Raw genomic sequence first — 24,870 nt, 5'->3', positions numbered from 1 at the left:
CATCATTTTTTATAGATTCGCAATACTTCCCTCTTATTAATTTGCAGCTTATTTTATGAAATTCTTACTTTTCCTAGTATTCGGTCTGATATGCACCGTAGGCTTTACACAGAATCTATATAACACGGCGGATATATCCGATGAGTTAAAAGAAAATTCCAATAGTGTGGTTCGTTTCGAGTCCGTGGCTATAGATATTCCCCAACCAAAGAAGATGAGCGTGCAATATAAAGTAGCAATGACTATTCTTAATAAAAATGGAAATAGTCATTTGTCTCCAGTGGTGCACTATGATAATGTTTCGAAAGTGAAGAGGGCAGAGGCCAAGATTTTAGATGCTTCTGGAGAGGAATTGGAAAAATTTAAGAAGAAAGAATTTTTAGACATTAGTGCGGTTTCGGGAGGAACTCTTTACTCCGATAGCCGAATGCTAGTCTTCGATTATACACCTACAGAATATCCATACACGGTTATATTTGAGTACGAATGGGAAACAGGAAATACAGCCTATATACAACCTTTTATTCCTCTCGGAGGGTATAACAGAAGTGTTGAGGAAAGTCAGTATTCCATTACGTATGGGGAAGGAATACAAATAAGGCAAAAAATTACCGACCCTAACAGTAATTTAGTTAAAACTGAAAATCCTGGAAGCATTTTTCTTTCTACTAAAGAGCTTCCTGCTATTGAAAGCGAGTTTCATGGCCCCGGTTTGAGCAATTATACACCCAAGGCAGTTTTTGCTATGAACAATTTCTATTTGGAAGGAGTGCCTGGAAGTGGTAAGAACTGGATGGAATTCGGGAAATGGATGAATACCGCATTAATGAATGACGTAGGTGACCTACCCGAAGCAACCAAAGCAAAAATGAGGGGACTTGTTGCCAATGCTAGCACCAATGAGGAAAAAGCAAGGATAATCTATGAGTATGTACAAAATAATACAAGATACATTAGCGTACAAGTAGGAATTGGAGGGTGGAAACCTATGTCCGCCTCCGAGGTGGATAAACTGGGTTACGGAGATTGTAAGGCCCTAACAAATTATACCAAAACACTTTTGGATGTGGTGGGTGTTCCGTCCCATTATTCTGTAGTTTATGGCGATCGGCAGAAAAGAAACATAGATCCTGATTTTGCCTCCTTGCAAGGAAATCATATCATTTTAGCAGTGCCTAATGATGAAGAAACCATTTGGCTGGAATGTACCAGTCAGACAGTTCCATTTGGCTTTGTAGCCAACTTTACGGACGATAGGGATGTTCTCATGATAACCCCAGAGGGTGGTGAGATTGCGCATACCACCGCGTATCCGTATCATGAGAACACTTTAAAGACTAATGGTAAGTGTGTCCTGCATGAAGATGGGACCATAGTAGTAGAAGTGAATTTGGAGTCCATGGGAACCCAATATAGTATGAGGCATGATATAGAATCAATGACTTCGGATGAAATTGATGAATACTATAAAGAATACTGGGATTATGTCGATAATATCACTTTGAAATCGAATACGTTCAAAAATAATAAAGAAGACATTAGGCTTACCGAAACTGTTGCCTTCGAAGCAAGGTCCTATACGAGCTCTGCAGGTGAAAACCTAATCTTCCCAGTGAATGTGCTGAATAGATATACCTACATTCCTAAACGATATAAGAATCGAAAATTTCCACTTTATATTTCTCGGGGCTTTGTAGACGAAGACCAAATTTCTGTGGAATTACCTCCAGGATTTGGTGTAACCTCTTTGCCCGAACCAATCCAATTAGAGACAAAATTTGGAAAGTACGAATCTCAAATTCGAGAGAAATCACCGGGTAAATATGAATACTTAAGAAAATTCGAAATTCATGAAGGGGAATTTCCAAAAGAAGAGTACGAGAACTACCGAAAATTCATGAAAAAAGTAGCTAGACACGATAACCAAAAAATAATACTAACTAAACTATAGATTTATGAAGAACATACTTCTTTTATTGATTTCCTTAATTGCCATTAGCTCTGCATTGTTAGGACAGGATTATAAGCCTGGAAAGGGTATTGAAAAAGATTTATTAATGGAACAGGACGTAAAGTTTCCTGAAGCCGAAGCACTAGTGCTTTATAGGGAGGTAAACACTGTTCTCGGGTCAGAGGTGGAAGTCTATGAGCGAATTAAAATTTTTAACGAGGAAGGGTATAAATACGCAACCATTAGTATCCCTTATCGTGATGTAAAAAGGGTAAAAGGGGCGACTTATAATTTGGTGAATGGGGCTGTGGAAAAGACAGAACTGGATAGGGATCTGATTTTTACGGATGAAGTGGTGAAAGATGTTAAGATTAAGAAGTTTTCTTTCCCTAACGTAAATCCGGGTTCTGTACTAGAGCTTTCTTATAGGACAGATAAAGGTACTTTCAATGATATCTATTTACAATACGATATTCCCATACGAAAAGAGAAAATTCATATTGTGAACAACACAGGGTTGGGAATAGAAATACTTCAGAATCCACGAGCGTTTTTAAGAGTGGCAAGGGTAGAGGAAGGTAGGTCTACAAACTTCATTGTAAACGATGTGGCTGCATTAGAACCGGAAAACTATGTGTATGACATGGATGTGTACCGTTCTTTCCTTAAGATTAATGTTACCACTTTGGGAGATACCTTTAAATTCAATAACTGGAAATCCCTTGGAAGTAAAATCATCTCCGTAGATTATTTCTCAATGGGTATGAAGCCAAAGAAGTTCTATCGGGAGGATCTGGAAATTGCGCTTAATGGTGAAATAGACCAGTTAAAAAAGGCACGTATTGTGTATGATTATTTAAAGGAGAAAGTAGAATGGAATGAGAATTACGGCTATGTTCCCAATCAATCGGTTCGGGAAACTTATAAAAAAGGTGAAGGAGGCTTAGATGACATCAACATTCTATTGGTTTCCATGCTAGAAAGTGTGGGTGTTGACGCCGCTCCTATTTTAGTGTCCACAAAACGCAACGGAATTCCCTTAAGCGCTAGTAGTAGTGCCTTTAATGGAGTGCTGGCTTCTGCTGTAATTCGAGGAAAAACATATTTGCTAGATGCTGCTCACCCTAAATCAAGTTTCGATTTCGTAGCCCCTCATTTTCTTAATTGGCAAGGAATGCGCATTTTTCAAGACCATAGTTTTGATTGGGTGAACTTGGAAAATCCGAACATCTCTACCAAAAATATTATGGGACAGGCGGCCATAGATGAAGATTTAATGATTTCTGGAAAATTAAGGGAGAGGCATAGTGGTTATTACGGTATACAGAAGAACCGAGAAATAAAGGATTTAGGAGAGAATAAAATGGAAACCATTTTAGATTATCAGGTGGATGGATTGGAAGTAGACGAAGTGAAAGCGGGATCCAAAAAAGGGGATGAAGTGGATGTTTCGTTCGCTTTTGAAATGGAAAATGCAGTTGATGAAATTGATGGTAAGCTTTACTTTTCTCCATTACTTTTCACGGCACTTCCAGAGAATCCATTCCTAAAAGAAGAGCGTAAGTACTCCATAGATTTCGAGTATTTACTGAAAAATCAAATCATGATGACAGTGACCATTCCAGAAGGGTATCAGGTTGAGTCAATGCCGGAACCCATAAAGTTTTCGCTGCCGGACAATATGGGCTCATTTACTTATAGAATTTCAGCACAAGGTCAGAACATTCAGGTACAGTGCGCTTTTCAGATTAATATGCCATTAATGCCTTACGATGCTTATGATAGTTTAAAAGAATTCTTCATGGTCCGCATTGAAAAGGAAACAGAGAAAGTGGTTCTTTCCAAAGTCTAATTTGTGGTGAAGTGTTGACCGTAAGAAACATATTCGTTTTATGCTGTTTTTTCTCTGCATGGGGTCTTTGGTCCCAGCATAAAAAGATGCCGGAGATCACCAAGGAACAACTCTTGGAAAAGCAGGATGACGTTTTTAAGGAAGCTTCGGCTAAGATTATTTACCGAGATATTTTCCTCGAGTTTGGAGATGTTCTTAAGGTAAGGGAGGCCCGGAAAATCTATACTAAGGAAGGACTGGAGTATTCTGATTTTGAAATACCTTATGACGACGCAGAAATTTTAGAAGCAAAAACCTATAATTTAGAGGATGGAAAAATAGTTGTTACTGAAGTCCAGAAAAAGGAGATCATAGAAAATGAAGTATCTAAGGATGATACCGATTATATTATTCCCTTCCCGAATGTAAAAGAAGGTTCTATTATTGAAATATCCTATGTGGTAAAAGATATAGGGATGTGGGTCTTGTATTATCAAAGTATTTTACCCTTGGAGCATTTTCATTTGGCATTTACCAATCCTACACCTGTAGAGTTGACCCTTTCTCGAAATGGATACTCTCCTATTGAGTTAGAAGTAACTAAGAAAAATGGATTTCTTTATTATACCGGCAAAAATATTCCAGCCCTTAAGCAGGAAGCGTACCTAGGTAGTTTGAACAATTATCGAGGTCGTCTTTTTATTGAGGTTTTGTTAAATTATAGGAGATATAAACTAAAGGATTGGGGCGATATAGCCCAATATTTCAATAATATATCGTGGGCAGGTGGGAATTTTAAGGATTCATTATCCAAGAGAAACTTCCTTCGAAGTGAAACAGTTCGTGTAATAGGAGAGGAAACCGATCCTTTGCAAAAGGCTATTAAAATATTTTCCTACATACGGGACAGCATGGAATGGGATGGCTATTATTGTGATTTTGGCTTTTCGATTAAGAAAAATTTCAAAACGAAAAAAGGAAGCGCTGGGGCCATTAACGTCCTTTTGGCCATAATGTTGAGAGAGGCAGGGTTGGATGCAAACATGGTAATGATGGCTTCCAAGGATAGGGGGTTTATTCATTTTGTAACGAAAAGCCTATTTAATTACATTGCGGTTCATATAGATATTAACGGTACTTATTACCTTTTGGATGCTTCAAGGAAAAATTCAGGATTTGGGGAACTTCCAATTCATTTTGTAAATGGTGATGCATTGTTGTTATATAATGGTAGGGGACATGCTATGATCTCTACACAATCCAGGGTAAAATCCCAAAACTCTTTAGTTGTAGATGTAAAATTGGATGCAGAGAATTTGGGTCTTATAGGAGGTGTTAAAAAGCGCCTATCGGGCTATTATGCTTGGGGTCATCGCGAAGACTATCAAGAGTCGGAAGAAGATGAAGGATATCAAAAGGATTTAGAAGAGTCAAATGATTTTCTTTCCATATCCAACCTTGTTGTAAAAGAAATGGATAATCCAGATCGCCCATTAAGTTTGTTTTATAGCTTCGATTGTGATGAGTGCGTGGAAGAAATAGATGGTAACCTCTATTTCGAACCTTTACTGTACTTTGGTTTGGAAGAGAATCCGTTTACACAGGAAACAAGATTGTATCCAATGGATTTCGGATTTCCTTCTTCAAGAAAAGAAAAAATTAAATTCAAGTTACCCCCTGGCTATAAAGTAAAAAGTCTCCCGGATCCAGTTGCGGTTGCTACTCCCGATAATTTGGTTTCATTAAGTTTTCAAACAACACTGATCGATGATCAAATTGAAGTATCTTTGAATTTAAATATTAACCAAGGAATTATACCGCAGGGTTATTATCAAAGTATAAAGGAGATTTTTGCAAAATACACAGAAGTGTCGGATTCAAAAATCGTTCTAACAAAAGCCTAAAAATGGACTTAAAAGATGCTCAGCTAGTAGTTGATAAATGGATTAAGGAGCATGGTGTTCGTTATTTCAACGAACTTACCAATATGGCTCAACTTACTGAAGAAGTAGGCGAAGTAGCCCGTATTATTGCCAGACGATATGGCGAGCAGAGTGAAAAGGATAGCGATAAAGATAAAGACCTAGGGGAAGAGTTGGCCGATGTGGTTTTCGTGGTGCTTTGTTTGGCAAACCAAACAGGAGTAGATCTGCAAACAGCGTTTGATAGGAAGATGGATAAAAAAACCAAAAGGGATCACGATCGTCATCATAATAACGAAAAGCTCAAGTGATGTTCAAAAGAATAATTACCCATCCGGGTTTTTGGAAATCGGTGGCATTTCTTAGTGTCATGTACCTTTTAATTCTGTTGGTGATTCAATGGTTCGTTTCAGGGTTTTCTTCAGAATTCATAACCCTTTTGCTGCAATCCAGTAAGGTCTGGATGGTCCCATTTGCTGGGCTAATTGCTGGATTCATGGTCAGTTATGGTAAGTTTTGGGCGAAGCTCAAAAGACAGGATCAACGCAAATGAAAGCCGTCCTAAATAGATCATCTAGTTTGGTGCATCAGGCCACCATAAGAGTGACAGGTTCTAAAAGTGAATCCAATCGCCTTTTGGTGCTAAAAGCACTTTTTCCTTCCCTTACTATTGAAAATCTTTCCCAGAGTGATGATACGGTAGCATTAGGGAAAGGATTGGAAATTCAAAAAGGCGAGGTGGATATTCATCATGCGGGTACCGCCATGCGTTTCTTGACGGCCTATTTTGCCTCTCAGGAAGGCAAGGAAATTCTATTAACCGGAAGCCAACGGATGCAAGAAAGACCTATTGGGGTATTGGTGGATGCATTGCGTGAGTTGGGTGCAGAAATCAACTATGCTGGGAACGAAGGGTTTCCACCATTAGAAATTAAGGGTAAGGAATTAACCCGAGACCAGGTATCTATCGCGGCCAATGTTAGCAGTCAATACATATCTGCCCTCATGTTAATTGCACCATCTTTACCTAACGGACTAAAGATTTTCTTAGAAGGGAAGGTTACTTCAGTTCCCTATATAAAAATGACACTTTCCCTATTACATGAATTGGAGGTAGAAGGTTCTTTTTCCAATAATACCATTTCCATAGCGCCAAAAACAAGTAGTGATGCATTTACTGTAATTGTGGAAAGTGACTGGAGTTCGGCATCCTACTTTTATAGTATTGTAGCCATGTCCGAGAACCTTTCCGTTACGTTACATAGCTACAAAGCAAACAGTTTGCAAGGGGATTCTGCCCTAGCAGAATTATATAAGAGTTTTGGGGTGGTCACAACCTTCGATGAAGCCAATTCGGCGATAACAATCTCCAGGAATGAGGAAACTATCCCTACCGATGTTTCTTTCGATCTAGTGAAAACACCGGACATTGCCCAGACAATTGCGGTAACATGCTTCGGACTGGGAACTGGTTGCGAATTAACGGGGTTGCATACCTTGAAGATTAAAGAGACAGATCGTTTGGTAGCCCTAAAAAATGAATTGGAAAAACTGGGAGCAACCATAGAAATTACAGACAATTCATTAAAACTCTATCCAGCAACTTTAATAAGACAAAATATATCTATAGAAACCTATCACGATCATCGCATGGCAATGGCTTTTGCGCCCCTTGCTTTAAAGGTTCCAATTAACATTCTAGATAGCGGGGTAGTTAGTAAGTCTTTCCCAACTTATTGGCAAGACCTTTTAAAACTGGGCTTTAGGGTGCATTTCGAAGAATAAACCACTAATTACTTGACAACCCCTATGTCGAGATCGTATATTTGCGCTCTTTAAAAATAAAACGATACGAAATATGGGAATGAAATTATCCAACTTCAATTTTGATCTGCCACCCGAGTTATTGGCAGAATATCCAGCCCCAAATAGGGACGAAGCTCGTTTAATGGTTCTGAATCGAAAGGATCAGACCATTGAGCACAAAATGTTCAAGGATTTAATCGATTATTTTGAAGCGGATGATGTGTTGGTCTTGAATAACACCAAAGTATTTCCTGCCCGCCTTTTTGGGAATAAAGAAAAAACAGGTGCCCGCATAGAAGTATTCTTGTTGCGGGAACTGAATAGTGAAACCCGTCTGTGGGATGTGCTTGTAGATCCTGCTAGGAAGATCAGAATTGGGAATAAACTGTATTTCGGAGAGGATGAATCCCTTGTAGCCGAAGTTATTGATAATACGACCTCAAGAGGAAGAACCTTACGCTTTCTTTTTGATGGTTCCTATGAAGAGTTCAGAAATAAATTGACTGAGCTAGGTGAGACACCATTGCCGAAATACATTAAAAGGGATGTGGAACCGGAAGATGCAGATCGATACCAAACCATTTTTGCTAAAAATGAAGGTGCCGTTGCTGCTCCAACCGCTGGATTGCACTTTTCTAAGCACTTGCTGAAACGCCTTGAAATTAAAGGAGTGGATTTTGCTGAAGTTACTTTGCATGTAGGACTCGGAACGTTTAGCCCTGTGGAAGTGGAAGACCTTTCAAAACATAAGATGGATAGTGAAGAGATTATTATCAATCAAAACGCTGTAGATGTTATTAATAATGGGATAGACAAGAAAAGAAGGGTGTGTGCTGTTGGAACTACTGTAATGCGTTCTTTAGAGAGTTCAGTGTCTTCCAATAACACGTTGAATGCCTATTCTGGCTGGACGAACAAATTTATCTTCCCACCTTACGATTTCAGTATTGCAAATTGTATGGTAACTAATTTTCACACTCCGAAATCAACGTTATTGATGATGGTGTCGGCGTTCGCAGGGCATGAATTTGTAAAGGAAGCGTATGCAGAAGCCATTAAGGAAAAGTATAGATTCTATACGTATGGTGATGCCATGCTGATTATCTAAAAAAAGAATTGAAAAATATGGGAAAAGCCTCTGTCCACTTGGATAGGGGCTTTTTTAATACGCTATTTTATTTTTCTATCTAAGAATAATCCTGTATTTTAGTGTGTTATAACGGCTTAATCAATTGTGTATAGGTGAAAACAGTACGCCTTTTAATGTTGTTGTTTTTGATTCCCTCGCTTTCTGTTTTATCACAGGAAAGAGACGGGGACAAGCCTGTTAGTTGGGATTTAAACCTTAATGGGATCGCTCCTATTGAACTTCCCCCTATTGATCTGGAAGCCATCCGGCTCGAAGATAGTATCAATGATCTTGATAAGAGTTTACCATGGCGCTACGGTGTGGTACGCCCTATTGTTGTTAATCTGGAAACTGATGGGGAGTGGACCTATCTTGACAATGGGGATAGAATTTGGCGGGCTGCCATTAAGTCCCCCGAAGCTATTAACATGAGCCTTAATTTTAACGACTTCCTACTTCCGACTGGGGGGCGTCTGGTTTTCTATAATTATGATAGAAGTGATATCTCTAAAACTTATTCCCATCAGAACAATCGGGACTCTCAAAAATTGGGTTCTTGGTATATAAATGGGGATACGATTTACATGGAGTATTACCAAAAAATTGGCACCCAAGAACCTGTAGAGATAGAAGTGGGTAGTGTTATTCACGGGTATCGATTGGGAAGGGTTAATGATCTGGTCGAAGGGAATTCTTCAAGGGGAATTAATGATTCAGGGGATTGTAATTACGATGTAAATTGCCCTGTTGGTGATGATTTTGACGATAAAAAAGAACTTCTAAAAAAGGCAGTCGCACTGCTTAATCTAGGTAACGGATATCTATGTTCTGCTGCGCTGGTAAACAATACAAGAGTAGATAAAACACCCTACTTACTCACCGGAAATCACTGTTTGGAAAATTCAGATCCTTCCTTGTGGTCCGTGCGGTTTAATTGGGTAAGCCCAACTCCTGTATGTGCCGAAGAAGATGAAAGTATAGATGTTCAAACGAACTTTACTATGAGTGGAGCGGAACTAAGGGCGAATAATGCTCTGAGTGATTTTGCCTTGGTAGAGTTGGTCAATGATATACCCGCATCTTGGGATGTGGCTTTTGCAGGTTGGGATAGATCGGATGATATACCTGAATTTCAAGTAGGGATTCATCACCCAAATGGGGATATCATGAAAATATGCCGGGACGATGACCCAGCTGTCAAGGAAAATGCCAATGGTACAGAAGTATGGCTCATTAAAGGGGTGTCTGCAGGTAATGGTAACGGCTGGGAAATGGGGACTACCGAAAGTGGTTCCTCAGGATCACCTTTGTTGAACCAAGATGGAAAGATTATTGGTCAATTGTATGCCGGCCAGTCCTTTTGTAATGGTACAGAAAATAATGGTGATTATGATGTGTATGGTAGATTTGCGATCTCATGGGACAGTGGTTCTTCACCTGACACAAGATTGATGGATTGGTTAGACCCCTCTGGCTCTGGACAGGTTACCTTAGATTCGCATGCCAATGCTCTTAATACCCCAGAATTTGAGTTGACAGGTTTATTGCGTGTGTACCCAAACCCTGCAACTACCCATATTTCAATCATGAATACACGCTTCCCTAATTTAAGCTATCGGCTTTACAATGTGTTAGGACAGGAGATGTCCTCAGGGAATGCGTCAACCTCAGAAAATAGAATAGACGTATCTGGTTTTCAAGAAGGTATTTATTTCCTTCATTTGGTAGATGAAAACAGTCAAAATGATATTACAAAGAAAATCATTGTCAGCAACTAACCAACCAACTAAGACAATGATTGGAAAACCTCTTTTGTATGAAAGAGGTTTTTTTGTGCAAAGCATTTAAATATGTGGTAATTTTGCAGTCGATGGAGCAAGTAAAAAAGGACATTAGGGCACTTTCTAAGGAAGAATTAAGAAACTTCTTCGTTTCTATAGGAGATAAGGCCTTTCGGGGTAATCAAGTATATGAATGGCTCTGGAGCAAAGGCGCACATACCTTTGAGGAAATGACTAATATATCTAAGGAAACCCGGGTCCATCTGGAAGATAATTTTACCATCAACCATATTAAAGTAGATCACCTTCAAAGAAGTAAGGATGGTACTATTAAAAATGCGGTAAAGCTGTTCGATGGATTGGTGGTTGAGTCTGTACTAATTCCCACCGAAACCAGAACCACAGCCTGTGTATCATCTCAGGTAGGTTGTAGTTTAGATTGTAAATTCTGTGCAACGGCCCGTTTAAAGAGAATGAGGAACCTAAACCCCGATGAAATCTATGATCAGGTAGTAGCGATTCATAGGGAAAGTATGCTCTATCACAACAGGCCACTTTCCAATATCGTTTTTATGGGAATGGGAGAACCGCTCATGAACTATAAGAATGTCTTACTTTCTATCGATAAGATTACAAGTGATGAAGGCCTGGGGATGTCACCTAAGCGTATTACGCTATCTACCTCTGGGGTGCCAAAAATGATAAAGAAATTGGCCGACGATGAAGTTCGATTCAACTTGGCTGTTTCCCTGCACTCTGCAATTCAGGAAACCAGGGAAAAGATTATGCCCTTCGCAAAGAGTTTCAAATTGGACGACCTTCAAGATTCGCTAGAGTACTGGTACACCAAGACCAAGAGAATAATTACCTATGAATACGTGGTTTGGGAAAATATAAATGACAAGGAAGAAGATATAAAAGCCTTGGTCAGATTTTGTAAGTATGTACCCTCTAAGGTAAATTTAATTGAGTACAATCCTATTGACGACGGTGAATTTCAACAAGCGTCAGATTCCGCTATCGAAAGATACATTCAAGCCTTGGAAAGGAACAGGATCCCTGTTACGGTAAGAAGGAGTCGTGGTAAGGATATAGATGCTGCCTGTGGTCAGTTGGCTAACAAGCAATAAAAAACGGCCCTAGATTTCTCAAGAGCCGTTCTCATTTCAGATAATATCAAACTAAACTAAACTTATCTCTTAACGAATTTGAAAGACTTAGTCTGTCCTTCAACAGTAACTTTAGCAATGTACATACCTGCATTCAAGGCAGCAATGTTAAGTGTCTCATTGGAGCTTGTAAGCTTCTGAGCCAATACATTTTGTCCTAGTACATTGAAAATCTCTACATTCTGGATTGGGAATGCTGCGCGCAAAGCCATCTCATTGTTATTAACATAGTGAGTTAGTGTTCCAACTGCACTTTCATCTGTAATTCCCAAAGCGCTATCAACAACAACGTTATCAATAAGTACGGAGTTGTGGTCAAACGTATCGAAGTGTCTAAAAGCAATATAAACCTGCATTCCAGCATAAGCAGAAAGGTCAAGGCTAATGTTTACAGCCGAGTTCTCACCTCCATTATCGGCAGGTGTTTGGTTTCCAATCTGATCGTCAAATACAGGAGTTTCAGTGATAAGGGTTACCGGGTCGTTAGATGTAGATACATATACGGCCAAACGGTCTTCCAAGAATGTCCCATTAATTTGGTACGTACCAAAGGTAAAGTTCAAAACAGCATCGTTAATTCCAGTTAAATCAATTGGATTCGTAAGAACTAGGAAGTTGTCTGGAGTCATTGGGCTATTTGGGTTTCCATCTTCCCAAGAATCGGAGTCTGCAACCATGCCATCTAGGGGAGAAGCAGAAGCATCTGAAGCTGAAATATCAGAAACTTCAAAGAACTCTCCGTCATTATCAAAATCCACAGAAGTCCAATTTGCAAATGTGGTTGCATCTGGAGTTTCGGCATTAAAGTCATCAGAAAAGATCTGAGCACTTGTAGTAAAAGTAGCAAAAACCGCTACTAGTAATGTAATCTTTTTCATAGTATAAGTTATTTAATTTATTAGGTAGAACAATGATAGGTATAAATGCAGAATTTGAGGTATCTCCTGATCAGGTTTAACATCAATTTGTAGCTTTTGTGAGAAAAAATGTAGATTTTCTCCGATGTATGAGAAATGCAATTAAGTCATTAACAAAAGAATACTAATGCAAAGCAACCATACCTTATAATTGGCCGGCTCGTTGCCTGTCCGTAGAAAAAATAGCTTTGCCCAATTTATTACACTGTTTTCTACTATTTTTGATGGCATAAATGAAAATTGTTTCCCAAATAAAAGAACCCATTGAAAAGGAAATGGAACACTTCGAAAAGAAGTTTTCCAATTCCATGACTTCACAGGTTTCTCTATTAAACAGAATTACCCATTATGTGGTAAATAGAAAAGGGAAGCAAATGCGCCCCATGTTTGTTTTCCTTATAGCCAAGATGTGCAATAATGGGGAAATCAATGAACGCACCTACCGTGGTGCATCTGTGATAGAATTAATTCATACTGCAACATTGGTTCACGACGATGTGGTAGATGATAGTAACCGAAGGCGCGGTTTCTTTTCCATAAATGCACTCTGGAAAAACAAAATTGCCGTTCTAGTGGGCGATTATCTGCTCTCAAAGGGGTTGCTTCTTTCTATAGACAACGACGATTTCGATTTACTTAAAATCATATCTGTAGCTGTTCGAGAGATGAGTGAGGGCGAATTGTTACAGATAGAGAAAGCGAGACAATTGGATATTACGGAGGAAATCTACTTCGAGATCATACGACAAAAAACGGCCACATTAATTGCCGCTTGCTGCGCCATGGGGGCGAAATCCGTAAATGCCGTAGAAGAAGAGGTTGAAAATATGCGACTTTTTGGGGAGTTAATTGGAATTGCTTTTCAAATAAAGGATGACCTATTCGATTATGGAGAGGAAAAGATCGGTAAACCCACGGGAATTGATATTAAAGAGAAGAAAATGACACTTCCTTTAATCTACGCACTTAATCACGCCGCTCCAAAAGATAGGGCCTGGCTCATCAATTCGGTTAAAAACCATAATTTAGATAAGAAGCGGGTAAAACGGGTGATCTCCTATGTGAAGGAGAATGGTGGGTTAGAGTATGCCATTGCACAAATGAAAGATTACCAACAACGTGCCCTCGATATTCTTAAAACATATCCTGAATCGCCATACAAAGCGGCACTGGAATTGATGGTGAATTACGTAATAGACCGAAAAAAATAATTTTTTTCACACCCCAGACAACCATTTTTCAAAAACCAATGTCTATATACATAGAAAGCGTTGTAAAATAAATCTATGCGAGTTGTATCCTTACATAAAAATTATGTGAGACTTATTGGTAAAGCCAAGAAGGGGAATCGAAAAGCCCAGCATGAGCTATTCGAATTGTTCGCTCCAAAAATGATGAGCGTTTGTAGGCAGTACCTAAAGAAGGATGAATTGGCCGAGGAAGTTATGCTTAACGGTTTTTTAAAAGTGTTTACCCGGTTGGATTCCTTTAAAAATGAAGGGAGTTTCGAAGGTTGGGTGCGCAGAATCATGGTTAACGAATCCATTTCGCAATTGCGAAGGAAAAGCAAGCTCGACTTTAACGACAATAGTACGGTAGAAAATTCTATGGACCATGTGGCGTACATAGAGACCGAATTGGAAGTAGAGGACATTCAAAGAATGATCGATTCATTGCCCGAAGGTTATAAAACGGTTTTTGTGCTGTATGCAGTAGAAGGGTACAAGCACAGTGAAATCGCAGAATTGCTCCAAATTTCGGAGAATACATCAAAAACACAACTCTTCAAGGCTCGGAAGATGCTGCAGAAGGCTGTGACAAAACAAAATAATAAATTGAGTTATGGCACCCATTAAATTTGAAGAAAACATACGGGAAAAATTGCAGGATAGGGAAATCCAACCCAGCGATGGTGCCTGGGAAAAATTGGAGGGGCAATTGGGAGCTTTGCCTAATCAAAAGAGGCCGGCCTATTTTTGGATGGCTGTTGCTGCAAGCTTTGTAGGCGTCCTATTAATTGGGAGTTGGTTGTTTTTCGGAACCGACTCTAGTACAGAACAGCTAGTAGAAGATAATAGTGATAAAGTACAGGAAGAAACCCCATACATTGAGGACAAAAGAGAAGAGATCGTCGCACCCCTTAATGATAATTCGGAAGAAGAGCTCGCAGTTTCGGAAGAGATTCCAGAAGATTCAAGTGAATCAATTATTCCTTCTGAAGAAAATGTCAACACAGAATCGGATAAAAAAGCTATTGCAAGCATAGAAATTACCCAACAGAAAGTCGAGAAAAAGGTTGTAGAGAACACTGCCCTTGATGCTAAAATGAACGAGACGATGGCTTTTAAGGATATAGAGGAGGAAGAAAAAGCTCAAGTAGTTACAAACAGTGGTGAAGAAGCATTTATCCAGCAAAAGGTAGATCAAGTAATCGAAGAGGTAAAGAAGATACAAGAATTGAATAGCACGGTAAGTGCAGAAGAAATCGATGCGCTATTGGCCAAGGCGCAGCGAGATATTGCAACCAAAAGAATCCTAGATTCCAGCCATCAAAAAGTAGATGCGCAAGCTTTGTTGATGGATGTAGAGGTAGAGCTGGAGCGTAGTTTTCGAGATCGCGTCTTCGATGCCCTGGGAGAGGGATTCAGCAAAGTAAGAACCGCAGTAGCAGAGCGGAACAATTAAATATTCATCAATCACGCTTTCTCCGAAAGCAAAATAAATCGAACAAATATGAGAACCATTACCTATTGCATCGCACTTGTGATGTGGGTGCTAGCTATGACCCAATGCCATGCGCAAGAGGTGTATACCTTAACCCGCTTGGAAGTGCTAGAACAGAGTAAAGAACAAATCGTAAATGAAGAAAAAGAAGCCCTTAAATATGAGGTCCAAGGCATTAATGAACGCGTCGAGCGAGGAGAATTAACAGAGGAAGAGGGTGAAAGGCTTAAAACAGAAGCCGCTGAAAAACGGGCATTAAACATTGAAAACCGTTTGGCCATTGTAGATAACAAAATTGCCTTGCTAAAAAGAAATGGTGATGCCGATGATATATTGGAAACCGACAAGTTAGAAATACAGTTTTTTGGTGAAGGCAGAATCTTTGGACTCAATTACACACCCAAGAAACGCAAATATGACCGGCGTACCACCAGCGACTTTGTGCTTGCTGTGGGTTTTAACAATGTAATTACCGAAGGGGAGTCTCTAGAAGATAGCGACTTTAAAATTGCAGGAAGTCGTTTTGCAGAAATTGGTTGGGCATGGAAAACAAGGGTTTTCAAGGAAACCAATTGGCTACGAATTAAATATGGTTTCTCGTTTCAATTCAATGGTTTAAAGCCTACCGATAACCGATATTTTGTGGATACCGGTGCCCAAACCGAATTACAGACTTTTGATCGCGATTTGGATAAATCTAAATTTAGGGTAGATAATTTGGTGTTCCCAGTACATTTTGAGGTAGGACCATCAAGAAAGGTTGAAAGAGAAGACTATTTCCGCTATTACACGCACAACAAGGTAAAGTTTGGCTTTGGTGGTTATGCAGGCTTACGTCTTGGGACACGCCAAAAGTTAAAATTCAACGATGGAACCGAGGATGTGAAGCTCAAGGAAACGGGTAACTTCAATACCAACAATTTTATTTATGGGGTTAGCGCATACCTGGGTTGGCGCGGTAGTGCTCTTTATGTAAAATACGATCTAAACCCCATCTTTAAGGACAATCTTGTGGAACAACGAAACCTTTCACTTGGACTTCGTTTCGATATGGACTGATTTTGCTTTAGGTTATTTTTTTGAATATGCCGATTGTTTAATGAAAAGGCCTCCCTTTGGAGGTCTTTTTTGTTTTCCTATTTCGTATTTTGATACATAAGAAAAAGTATATTTGTTGCTAAGGATATACTTCAACCATTTCCAATATTGATTTCTCGAATTACCATAGACCAAGTTTTTGATACCGCCCGCGTAGAAGAGGTGATTGGCGATTTTGTTCAATTGAAGAAATCCGGTAGTAATTTTAAGGGGCTTAGTCCCTTTTCAGATGAGCGAACCCCTAGCTTTATGGTGTCTCCTGTAAAACAGATTTGGAAGGATTTTTCCAGCGGTAAAGGAGGTAATGTGGTAGCGTTCTTAATGGAGCACGAACACTTTTCCTATCCAGAGGCCATTCGGTACTTGGCTAAGAAATATGGGATTGAGATAGAGGAAACCGAGCAATCCGATGAAGAAAAGGAGAAAGCCAGCGAGCGCGAAAGTCATTATTTGGTTAGTGAATTCGCCAAAGATTATTTTCATGATACCTTATTGAATAGTGAGAAGGGAAAGGCCATTGGTAAAACCTATTTCAAAGAACGGGGATTTACGGATGAAACCATTCAAAAATTCGCTTTAGGATATTCACCCGATGAGTGGGATGCATTTACCTCCCATGCCCTTAAAAATGGGTACCAGCTCAGTTATTTGGAGAAAACGGGACTTACCATTGTAAAGGGAGAGAAGCAATTCGATCGCTTTAAGGGTAGAGTCATGTTTCCCATACTAAGCATGAGCGGACGAGTGCTTGGTTTTGGGGGCCGAATCCTAACCAATGACAAGAAGGCTGCAAAATACCTTAATTCGCCCGAGAGTGATATTTACCATAAAAGCAAAGTGTTATATGGTATTTATCACGCTAAACAAACCATTGCTAAGGAGGATAATTGTTATTTGGTAGAAGGATATACCGATGTCATCCAAATGTACCAGCGGGGTATCCAAAATGTGGTTTCCTCATCTGGTACCGCATTGACCCCAGAGCAAATACGGCTGATTAATCGCCTTACCAAAAATATTACCTTATTATTCGACGGGGATGCGGCAGGATTAAGGGCCTCCCTACGTGGCGTCGATTTAATTTTAGAGCAGGGAATGAACGTGAAGATCTGCACTTTTCCAGAAGGAGAAGATCCAGATACGTTTTCCAAACATAATTCCTTGGAAGAGGTAACGCTGTATTTGGAAGAAAATGCTCAGGACTTCATCAATTTTAAGGCTTCATTATTAGCTAAGGATGCAGAAAATGACCCCATAAAAAAAGCCGAAACCATCCGGGATATGGTGACTAGTATTTCTAAAATCCCAGACGGAATTAAGCAGGAGGTCTATATTAAGGAATGTGGGCGCATTATGGATATTAGCGAGGAGGTGCTTTTTAGTACCCTTGCTCAAATGTTGGAAAAGGAGAAACGGGATGCTTCCAAAAAAACAAGGCAAGAAGCTCCACAGCCCATGGAAGTCGTTTCAGAACAAAAGGCCTCCATCGAAAAGGTAGATGTTCAATACGAGTTAGAGCGAAAAATTATCGAACTGTTGCTATTATACGGTCATATTGAAGAGGATTTTGAAGATTTGATCCTTGAGGCTTCAGATGATGGAACCATTAATTTTAAGCCTGAAAAGATAAAATCAAAGGTGTTTGAAAAGGTGTATCTCGATCTGCAGGAAGATGAGATCGAATTTGCAAATGATAGCTTTAAGGAACTGTATTTCGATATTATTGATACACTCAATCAACAGCAAGAAATAAAAATGGAAACCTTTGTGAATCAATTGCCACCCAAATCTGCCGAGGCTGTGACCCATATCTTAATGGATGATGAAAAATATCAATTGGCCTCTTGGGATCGAAAGGAAATTTACGTGAAGCTTAAGGAATATACCATTCCACAAATGGTAATGGAGACTATTTTAAATCTAAGGCGTCATTTCGTAAATATGAAAATCCATGAACTGGCAACCACCATTTCAGAAAAAGAGGAAATGGAAAAGCAAGATATATTACAGGATGTACAGGATTACAACACGCTACGTATGGTGCTCTCAGAAAAATTAAGAAGAGTGGTGTAACCTACCCGAATTGAAACATTCTTGATTGGTGGATTAAATCTGCCAAGTTATCCACCTTCAATTTCTTCAATAATCTTGTTTTGTAAGTGCTTACCGTTTTTTCATTGATATTAAGGGCATTGGCAATGTCCTTATTTCTTTTTCCACTGGAAAGAAGGTTCAATACTTCAATTTCGCGCGAAGAAAGTTTCTTATATCGGCTAATAGCACTTGCTTCACCTACATTACGACTGGTAAAGGTAGTGGTAAGTTCTTCATTTAAGAAGATACCGCCTTTAGCAATTTGTTTGAGGGCTTTCAAGAATACTTTTGTGGAAGCAGTTTTAGGAACATATCCGGCTGCTCCAGATTTAATGGAGCGCAGCGCATAAATCTCTTCGGGATGAGTAGAATATATGAGCACGCGAGTTTCTGGAAATTCCATCTTTATATTCCTAAGCGCATTGATGCCATTTATTTGCGGCATGTCTATCTCCATAATCAAGATGTCCGGTCTTAGCTCATTCAAGTTCTTGAATAACTCATCTCCATTGTTGGCTTTTCCTACAATGGTGTAGTTTTCATTTTTCTTAATCATACAAGCTATACCCTTACGGGTTACCGGGTGATGATCTGCAATAACGATTCTTTTCATTTCTTGGTCCGTTTTTTACGTTTCACTCAAAACGGGGATACTAGTTTTAATGTGTGAGGTTTTTGTAATACTTCTACTACAAATTCAAAACTATAAAAAGAAAATACCGTTCGAGCGATTTTTCGTTCAACTTCAAGAAAATTCGTTAAAAGCAAAAATTATTTGAATTCTTGGGGGATTTCACATACTGGGATAGGTACCATTTTGTGCTGATTGGCACGATTAAGCCTTAAGTAGATTTCAAATACCTCTTTTTCCCTGCCACTAAATTCTGCTGGTTCCTTACCTGCATCCTGCATGCTCATGGCCCATTCTAATTCATCATAGCTTGCCCCGATTTGGTCTTCGTCGCTTCTACTATCCCCAAACAATCCGTCGGTTGGAACCGCATTTAGGATGGCTTCAGGAACATCTATATGGCGTCCAATAGCATAAACTTCACTTTTTAGAAGATCGGCAATCGGACTTAGGTCAACACCTCCATCTCCATATTTTGTAAAGAATCCAACTCCAAAATCTTCCACCTTATTACCGGTTCCGGCAACGAGATAGCGATGTAATCCTGCAAAGTAATAGAGCGTAGTCATTCGTAGCCGAGCACGGGTATTGGCCAAACTTAAATCTAATGTTTCTTGTGAGGTTTCTGGGACTTCTGTTTTAAACTCTTCAAATACAGGAGTTAGGTCAACCCTAGCGTCACTCACATTGGGAAAACGCTTTTTTAATTGGGCAATGTGCTCCTGGGCACGCGTAACTTGAGAGGGTGCTTGGTGAATGGGCATTTCGACACATAGCGTCTTTAATCCTGTCATGGCACATAGGGTAGAAGTCACCCCAGAATCGATTCCACCGCTTACACCCACAACAAAACCATTCATCTTAGCTTTCTCTGCATAATTCTTTAACCAATCTACCAAGTGTTGCGTTACTTTTTCCGTCTGCATTTTATAAGGGTTTAATTGTGAATAGTGATACCTTTGCAACGCAAAAGTAAGGGAAATGCAAAATTAATAAAAGACCGTTCCGTTACTATCTTGTAAAAATATGTGTATGAAGAACTATTTTTGGGCCCTTGTTATCCTAATGAGCGCTTTTGGATGTAATTCCAAATCCGAAATTGAAAAGGAAATTGAACAGATTCCTGTAGATTTCGAATTAGTACGTTTCGACAAAATATTCGGAAAAGCATCTGTTTCCGATCTACAAAACCTGAAATTGCAATACCCTCAGTTTTTCCCAAGGCAATTTCCAGATAGTATTTGGGTAGGTCGAATGACAGATACGCTGCAGCAGCAGCTAAATGAAGCTGTGGCCGAGGTATTTCCCAATGAGACAGCATTGGAAGACGACCTAACCCAACTGTTCCAGCATATTTCCTACTACTATCCCAATTTTTCGATTCCGAAAGTTTATACGACAACGTCCGACGTAGATTACAAAACCAAGGTCATAGCTCGAGATAGTGTGTTAATTATTGAATTGGATACGTATTTAGGATCAGAACATCCATTTTACGAAGGGATATCAAAATATATTACCAAGAATATGAAACCCGAGGCTATTCTGCCGGATGTGGCTATGGCATACTCGAAAAAATATATAATGGTTCCTAGGCAACGTTCCTTTTTAGCCCAAATGGTGTATTTCGGAAAAGGACTTTACCTTAAGGACAAATGGCTGCCCCAACTCAATGATGCCCAGAAAATTGGTTATACGGATGTTGAGTTGAATTGGGCCCAGACCAATGAAACTGATATTTGGCGCTATTTTGTGGAAAATGAACTGCTGTACAGCACAGATATTAAATTGCCTTCCCGATTTATAAACCCTGCACCGTTCTCCAAATTCAATTTGGAACTTGATAATGAGTCACCTGGAATGATAGGCCGTTATGTAGGGTGGCAAATAGTAAGGTCTTATATGGACAATAATAAGGTGTCCTTAAACGAACTAATGCAGATTGAACCAGAAGAACTTTTCAGGAACTCTAAATACAAACCGAAAAAATGAGTGCGCACACCTCCGAAATTAAAATAGAAGTCCAATTGGACGAGAATAAAATTCCAGATAAACTGAATTGGTCTGCCCCAGATGGTGGGGTAAATAATGAAGAGTCCAAGGCCATGCTTTTATCGGTTTGGGATCACAAAGCTAAAGAAGCCCTGCGTATCGACCTTTGGACCAAGGATATGCCTTTAGATGAAATGAAAGTTTTTTTTCATCAAACACTTACGGCAATGGCCGATACTTTTCAAAGAGCCACCAGCGATGAAAAAATGAGCGATACTATGCGCGATTTTTGTGATTATTTCGCTGAAAAACTGGAGCTTACCAAAAAATAGCCTGTTAAAATATTGTAAATAAATGATGAATGTAAGCTAGCTTACATTTTCTGATTTCATCGCTTTATAAGTTTGTTGTATTAACAAAAAATAAATACGATGAGAGAAAAATTATTTAAAAACACTACCCTGCAAAGTAGTATAGGAGCTTTCCTATTTTTCTTTGTTTGGAGCTTTGCCGCTAATGCTCAATGTACAGCAGACGCAGCGGCAATCGAAATTACCGGAGCCGGAACTACGGCCATTGAAATTTGTGCTGGAGACGGAACTGGAGATCCAATAGATGTGACTGTTGTTGGAACCGGAGTAGGTGCTAACAGTGGTTGGGTAATCACAGATAATACGACCGGGACCATTTTGGGACTCCCTCCCGGACCTCCATTCGACTTGGACGGAGCTGGCGATGGCGTTTGCGATATCTGGTATATCCGTTACGAAGACGGTCTTACGGGGCTTACAGCAGGTGAGAACGTGGCCAACCTCATGGGATGCTACGACCTTTCCAATGCAATAACCGTAACCCGAAACGACCCAGATGCTGCTGCCATTGAAATTACCGGAACCGGAGCTACGGAAATAGATATTTGCGCCGGTGATGGAATTGGCGATCCAATAGATGTGACTGTTGTTGGAACCGGAGTAGGTGCTAACAGTGGTTGGGTAATCACCGATAATACGACCGGGACCATTTTGGGACTCCCTCCTGGACCTCCATTTGACTTGGACGGAGCTGGCGATGGCGTTTGCGATATCTGGTATATCCGTTACGAAGACGGTCTTACGGGGCTTACAGCAGGTGAGAACGTGGCCAACCTCATGGGATGCTACGACCTTTCCAATGCAATAACCGTAACCCGGAACGACCCAGATGCTGCTACCATTGAAATTAGTGGTACGGGAGCCACAGAGATCGAAATCTGTGCAGGGGACGGAACTGGAGACCCGATCGATGTAACATTGGTGGGAACCGGAGTAGGTGCTAACAGTGGTTGGGTAATCACAGATAATACGACCGGGACCATTTTGGGACTCCCTCCCGGACCTCCATTCGACTTGGACGGAGCTGGCGATGGTGTTTGCGATATCTGGTATATCCGTTACGAAGACGGGCTTACGGGGCTTACAGCAGGCGAGAACGTGGCAAACCTTATGGGATGCTACGACCTTTCCAATGCAATAACCGTAACCCGGAACGATCCCGATGCTGCTGCCATTGAAATTACCGGAACCGGAGCTACGGAAATCGATATTTGTGCCGGTGATGGAATTGGCGATCCAATAGATGTGACATTGGTAGGTACTGGAATAGGTGCTAACAGTGGTTGGGTAATCACCGATAATACTACCGGGACCATTTTGGGACTCCCTCCAGGACCTCCATTCGACTTGGACGGAGCTGGCGATGGCGTTTGCGATATCTGGTATATCCGTTACGAAGACGGTCTAACAGGGCTTACAGCAGGCGAGAACGTGGCCAACCTCATGGGATGCTACGACCTTTCTAATGCAATAACCGTAACCCGGAACGACCCAGATGCTGCTGCCATTGAAATTACTGGTACAGGAGCCACGGAGATCGAAATCTGTGCAGGGGACGGAACTGGAGACCCTATCGATGTAACATTGGTGGGAACCGGAGTAGGCGCCAATAATGGTTGGGTTATTACCGACAATGCTACAGGAGATATTTTAGGACTTCCCCCGGGGCCACCATTCGACTTGGATGGAGCTGGTGACGGTATTTGCGATATTTGGTATATCAGATATGCAGATGGCTTGGCTGGGCTTACAGTAGGACAAAATGTTTCTGGACTAGACGGATGCTTCGATTTATCCAACCCAATTACAGTAACAAGAAATGATCCTGATGCGGCCGCCATTGAAATTAGTGGTACGGGAGCAACGGAAATCGATATTTGTGCCGGTGATGGAATTGGCGATCCAATAGATGTGACATTGGTAGGAACCGGAGTAGGTGCCAACAACGGTTGGGTAATTACTGATAATGCCACCGGTACCATTTTGGGATTACCCCCAGGACCTCCATTCGATTTGGAAGGAGCTGGTGATGGCGTTTGCGATATCTGGTATATACGATATGAGGATGGCCTAACGGGATTAAGTGCGGGTCAAAATGTAGCTGATCTGGCGGGTTGTTTCGATCTTTCCAATCCTATTACCGTGAATAGGGAAGGTGTAAGTGCCCCTCCAATCTTTATCACAGGGTCACCAGGAAATACTGAAATAACCATCTGTGCTGGAGATGGTATTGATAATCCAATTAACATTACCATAGATGGAACCGGAATTGGAGCCAATGGTGGTTGGATAATCACCGATAATGCTTCGGGTGCTATTTTGGCCTTGCCAGCTGCCCCTCCATTCAACTTGGATGGTGCTGGCCCCGGTGTTTGTGATATCTGGTACATTCGATATGCGAATGGACTTTCAGGATTGGAAGTAGGAGAAAATGTGACAAATCTTGACGGATGTTTTGATTTGTCCAATCCAGTGACCGTAAATAGACAAGGTGTGGATGCTGCTGCTATTGAAATTACAGGCAGTGGTGGTGCTACCGAAGTGGATATCTGTGCTGGCGATGGAGTTGACGATCCAATAGACGTTTCTGTAGTCGGTCAAGGACAAGGAAGTTTTAGTGGCTGGGTAATTACCGATAATGCTACCGGAACCATACTTGGTTTGCCACCTGCCCCTCCATTCAACTTGGACGGTGCTGGCCCTGGCGTTTGCGATATCTGGTATATCCGCTACGAGTCTGGACTCATTGGCCTGAATACTGGTGAAAATGTAGCTGATTTGGTAGGGTGTTATGACCTTTCCAATCCCATAACAGTGAATAGGGAAGGTGTAGATGGTGCTGCAATTCAGATTGCAGGGACTAACGATACAGAGGTTTCCATATGTGCTGGTGACGGTGAGGCCGATCCTATAGACGTAGAAGTAGTGGGTGCAGGAATAGGTGCCAATAGTGGCTGGGTAATTACAGATAATGCAACAGGTGAGATCCTCGGATTACCAGCTGCCCCGCCTTTCGATTTGGAAGGAGCAGGATCTGGTGTATGCGACATCTGGTACATTCGATATGCAGATGGACTTACGGGATTAGAAACTGGCCAGAATGTGGCCGATTTGGACGGATGTTACGATTTTTCCAATCCAGTAACCGTTACAAGACTTACAGGTGATGATTGCGAAATCCTGTCTATCGGAGAGTTCTCGAATAGTTTTGAGTTTTCTATGATTCCAAACCCTGCTAATAACAGTGTTAGCATTTCCTATTTGGGTGACCAAACCGTAAATGCACAAGTTAGTGTATACGACATTACCGGTCGTCTTGTCCTAGGTAAGGAACTTGCAGCCCAAAGTGAGGTGAGGCTGGATATTTCTTTCTTGAACAGCGGTACTTATCTGGTTCAGATTGTTGACACTGAAACAGGAGGTAATACCACAAAGCAACTAATAAAGAGATAAT

Annotated in this window: 20 protein-coding genes; 17 read left to right on the top strand and 3 right to left on the bottom strand. The window is 40.6% G+C overall.

Annotated features, from left to right (window positions below):
* Positions 1–55: 55 nt before the first annotated feature.
* The 9 genes from AC6JAD_RS02300 (at position 56) to rlmN (ending at position 11,550) form a co-directional block, all read left to right on the top strand.
* On the top strand, positions 56–1,951 hold the full coding sequence (locus tag AC6JAD_RS02300; protein WP_461302764.1) for a DUF3858 domain-containing protein: 1,896 nt from the start codon (positions 56–58) through the stop codon (positions 1,949–1,951).
* Positions 1,952–1,955: 4 nt separating this feature from the next.
* The gene (locus AC6JAD_RS02295) at positions 1,956–3,803 is read left to right on the top strand and encodes a DUF3858 domain-containing protein (RefSeq protein ID WP_461302765.1); all 1,848 of its coding nucleotides are present in this window, start codon (positions 1,956–1,958) and stop codon (positions 3,801–3,803) included.
* A gap of 86 nt (positions 3,804–3,889) precedes the next feature.
* Complete coding sequence (locus AC6JAD_RS02290) at positions 3,890–5,686, top strand: DUF3858 domain-containing protein (protein ID WP_461302766.1); 1,797 nt, start codon at positions 3,890–3,892, stop codon at positions 5,684–5,686.
* Positions 5,687–5,688: 2 nt separating this feature from the next.
* Entirely contained in the window at positions 5,689–6,015 is a 327-nt protein-coding gene (locus AC6JAD_RS02285) for a nucleotide pyrophosphohydrolase (protein ID WP_461302767.1), read from the top strand.
* On the top strand, positions 6,015–6,257 hold the full coding sequence (locus tag AC6JAD_RS02280) for a hypothetical protein (RefSeq protein WP_461302768.1): 243 nt from the start codon (positions 6,015–6,017) through the stop codon (positions 6,255–6,257). Before AC6JAD_RS02285 ends, AC6JAD_RS02280 begins: the two co-directional genes overlap by 1 nt.
* On the top strand, positions 6,254–7,489 hold the full coding sequence (locus AC6JAD_RS02275) for a 3-phosphoshikimate 1-carboxyvinyltransferase (RefSeq protein ID WP_461302769.1): 1,236 nt from the start codon (positions 6,254–6,256) through the stop codon (positions 7,487–7,489). The genes AC6JAD_RS02280 and AC6JAD_RS02275 overlap by 4 nt, the downstream gene beginning before the upstream one ends.
* 79 nt (positions 7,490–7,568) lie before the next feature.
* The gene (gene queA / locus AC6JAD_RS02270) at positions 7,569–8,618 is read left to right on the top strand and encodes a tRNA preQ1(34) S-adenosylmethionine ribosyltransferase-isomerase QueA (protein WP_461302853.1); all 1,050 of its coding nucleotides are present in this window, start codon (positions 7,569–7,571) and stop codon (positions 8,616–8,618) included.
* 134 nt (positions 8,619–8,752) lie between these two features.
* Complete coding sequence (locus AC6JAD_RS02265; RefSeq protein WP_461302770.1) at positions 8,753–10,417, top strand: T9SS type A sorting domain-containing protein; 1,665 nt, start codon at positions 8,753–8,755, stop codon at positions 10,415–10,417.
* 92 nt (positions 10,418–10,509) lie between these two features.
* Positions 10,510–11,550, top strand: a complete 1,041-nt coding sequence (gene rlmN / locus AC6JAD_RS02260; protein WP_461302854.1) for a dual-specificity RNA methyltransferase RlmN — start codon at positions 10,510–10,512, stop codon at positions 11,548–11,550.
* Positions 11,551–11,612: 62 nt separating this feature from the next.
* Here the strand turns inward: rlmN and AC6JAD_RS02255 are convergent, their stop codons facing one another.
* Complete coding sequence (locus tag AC6JAD_RS02255; protein WP_461302771.1) at positions 11,613–12,467, bottom strand: T9SS type A sorting domain-containing protein; 855 nt, start codon at positions 12,465–12,467, stop codon at positions 11,613–11,615.
* A gap of 272 nt (positions 12,468–12,739) precedes the next feature.
* On the opposite strand from AC6JAD_RS02255, the gene AC6JAD_RS02250 reads away from it, so the two are divergent.
* From AC6JAD_RS02250 to dnaG, 5 genes are all read left to right on the top strand, one after another.
* Complete coding sequence (locus AC6JAD_RS02250; protein ID WP_461302772.1) at positions 12,740–13,717, top strand: polyprenyl synthetase family protein; 978 nt, start codon at positions 12,740–12,742, stop codon at positions 13,715–13,717.
* 75 nt (positions 13,718–13,792) lie between these two features.
* Complete coding sequence (locus AC6JAD_RS02245) at positions 13,793–14,362, top strand: RNA polymerase sigma factor (RefSeq protein ID WP_461302773.1); 570 nt, start codon at positions 13,793–13,795, stop codon at positions 14,360–14,362.
* Complete coding sequence (locus tag AC6JAD_RS02240; protein ID WP_461302774.1) at positions 14,349–15,191, top strand: hypothetical protein; 843 nt, start codon at positions 14,349–14,351, stop codon at positions 15,189–15,191. The genes AC6JAD_RS02245 and AC6JAD_RS02240 overlap by 14 nt, the downstream gene beginning before the upstream one ends.
* 48 nt (positions 15,192–15,239) lie before the next feature.
* A complete protein-coding gene (locus AC6JAD_RS02235) occupies positions 15,240–16,289 on the top strand; it encodes a hypothetical protein (RefSeq protein WP_461302775.1) in 1,050 nt (349 codons plus the stop codon).
* A gap of 147 nt (positions 16,290–16,436) precedes the next feature.
* Complete coding sequence (gene dnaG, locus AC6JAD_RS02230; protein ID WP_461302776.1) at positions 16,437–18,401, top strand: DNA primase; 1,965 nt, start codon at positions 16,437–16,439, stop codon at positions 18,399–18,401.
* Position 18,402: 1 nt separating this feature from the next.
* Here dnaG and AC6JAD_RS02225 read toward each other — a convergent pair whose 3' ends face one another.
* Positions 18,403–19,035 carry a response regulator gene (locus AC6JAD_RS02225; RefSeq protein WP_461302777.1) on the bottom strand — a complete coding sequence of 211 codons (633 nt, stop codon included), beginning with the start codon at positions 19,033–19,035 and terminating at the stop codon, positions 18,403–18,405.
* A gap of 158 nt (positions 19,036–19,193) precedes the next feature.
* Positions 19,194–19,979 carry an NAD(+) synthase gene (nadE, locus tag AC6JAD_RS02220; RefSeq protein WP_461302778.1) on the bottom strand — a complete coding sequence of 262 codons (786 nt, stop codon included), beginning with the start codon at positions 19,977–19,979 and terminating at the stop codon, positions 19,194–19,196.
* 106 nt (positions 19,980–20,085) lie between these two features.
* On the opposite strand from nadE, the gene gldB reads away from it, so the two are divergent.
* The 3 genes from gldB to AC6JAD_RS02205 all read left to right on the top strand — a co-directional run bounded on the left by gldB (position 20,086) and on the right by AC6JAD_RS02205 (position 24,869).
* Positions 20,086–21,045 carry a gliding motility lipoprotein GldB gene (gene gldB, locus AC6JAD_RS02215; RefSeq protein ID WP_461302779.1) on the top strand — a complete coding sequence of 320 codons (960 nt, stop codon included), beginning with the start codon at positions 20,086–20,088 and terminating at the stop codon, positions 21,043–21,045.
* A complete protein-coding gene (gldC, locus tag AC6JAD_RS02210) occupies positions 21,042–21,377 on the top strand; it encodes a gliding motility protein GldC (RefSeq protein ID WP_461302780.1) in 336 nt (111 codons plus the stop codon). The genes gldB and gldC overlap by 4 nt, the downstream gene beginning before the upstream one ends.
* Positions 21,378–21,476: 99 nt before the next feature.
* On the top strand, positions 21,477–24,869 hold the full coding sequence (locus tag AC6JAD_RS02205) for a T9SS type A sorting domain-containing protein (RefSeq protein ID WP_497865939.1): 3,393 nt from the start codon (positions 21,477–21,479) through the stop codon (positions 24,867–24,869).
* Position 24,870: the final 1 nt, after the last annotated feature.

It is taken from the genome of Aureisphaera sp., assembly GCF_059726885.1.
This window is presented reverse-complemented; position numbering and strand designations above follow the sequence as displayed.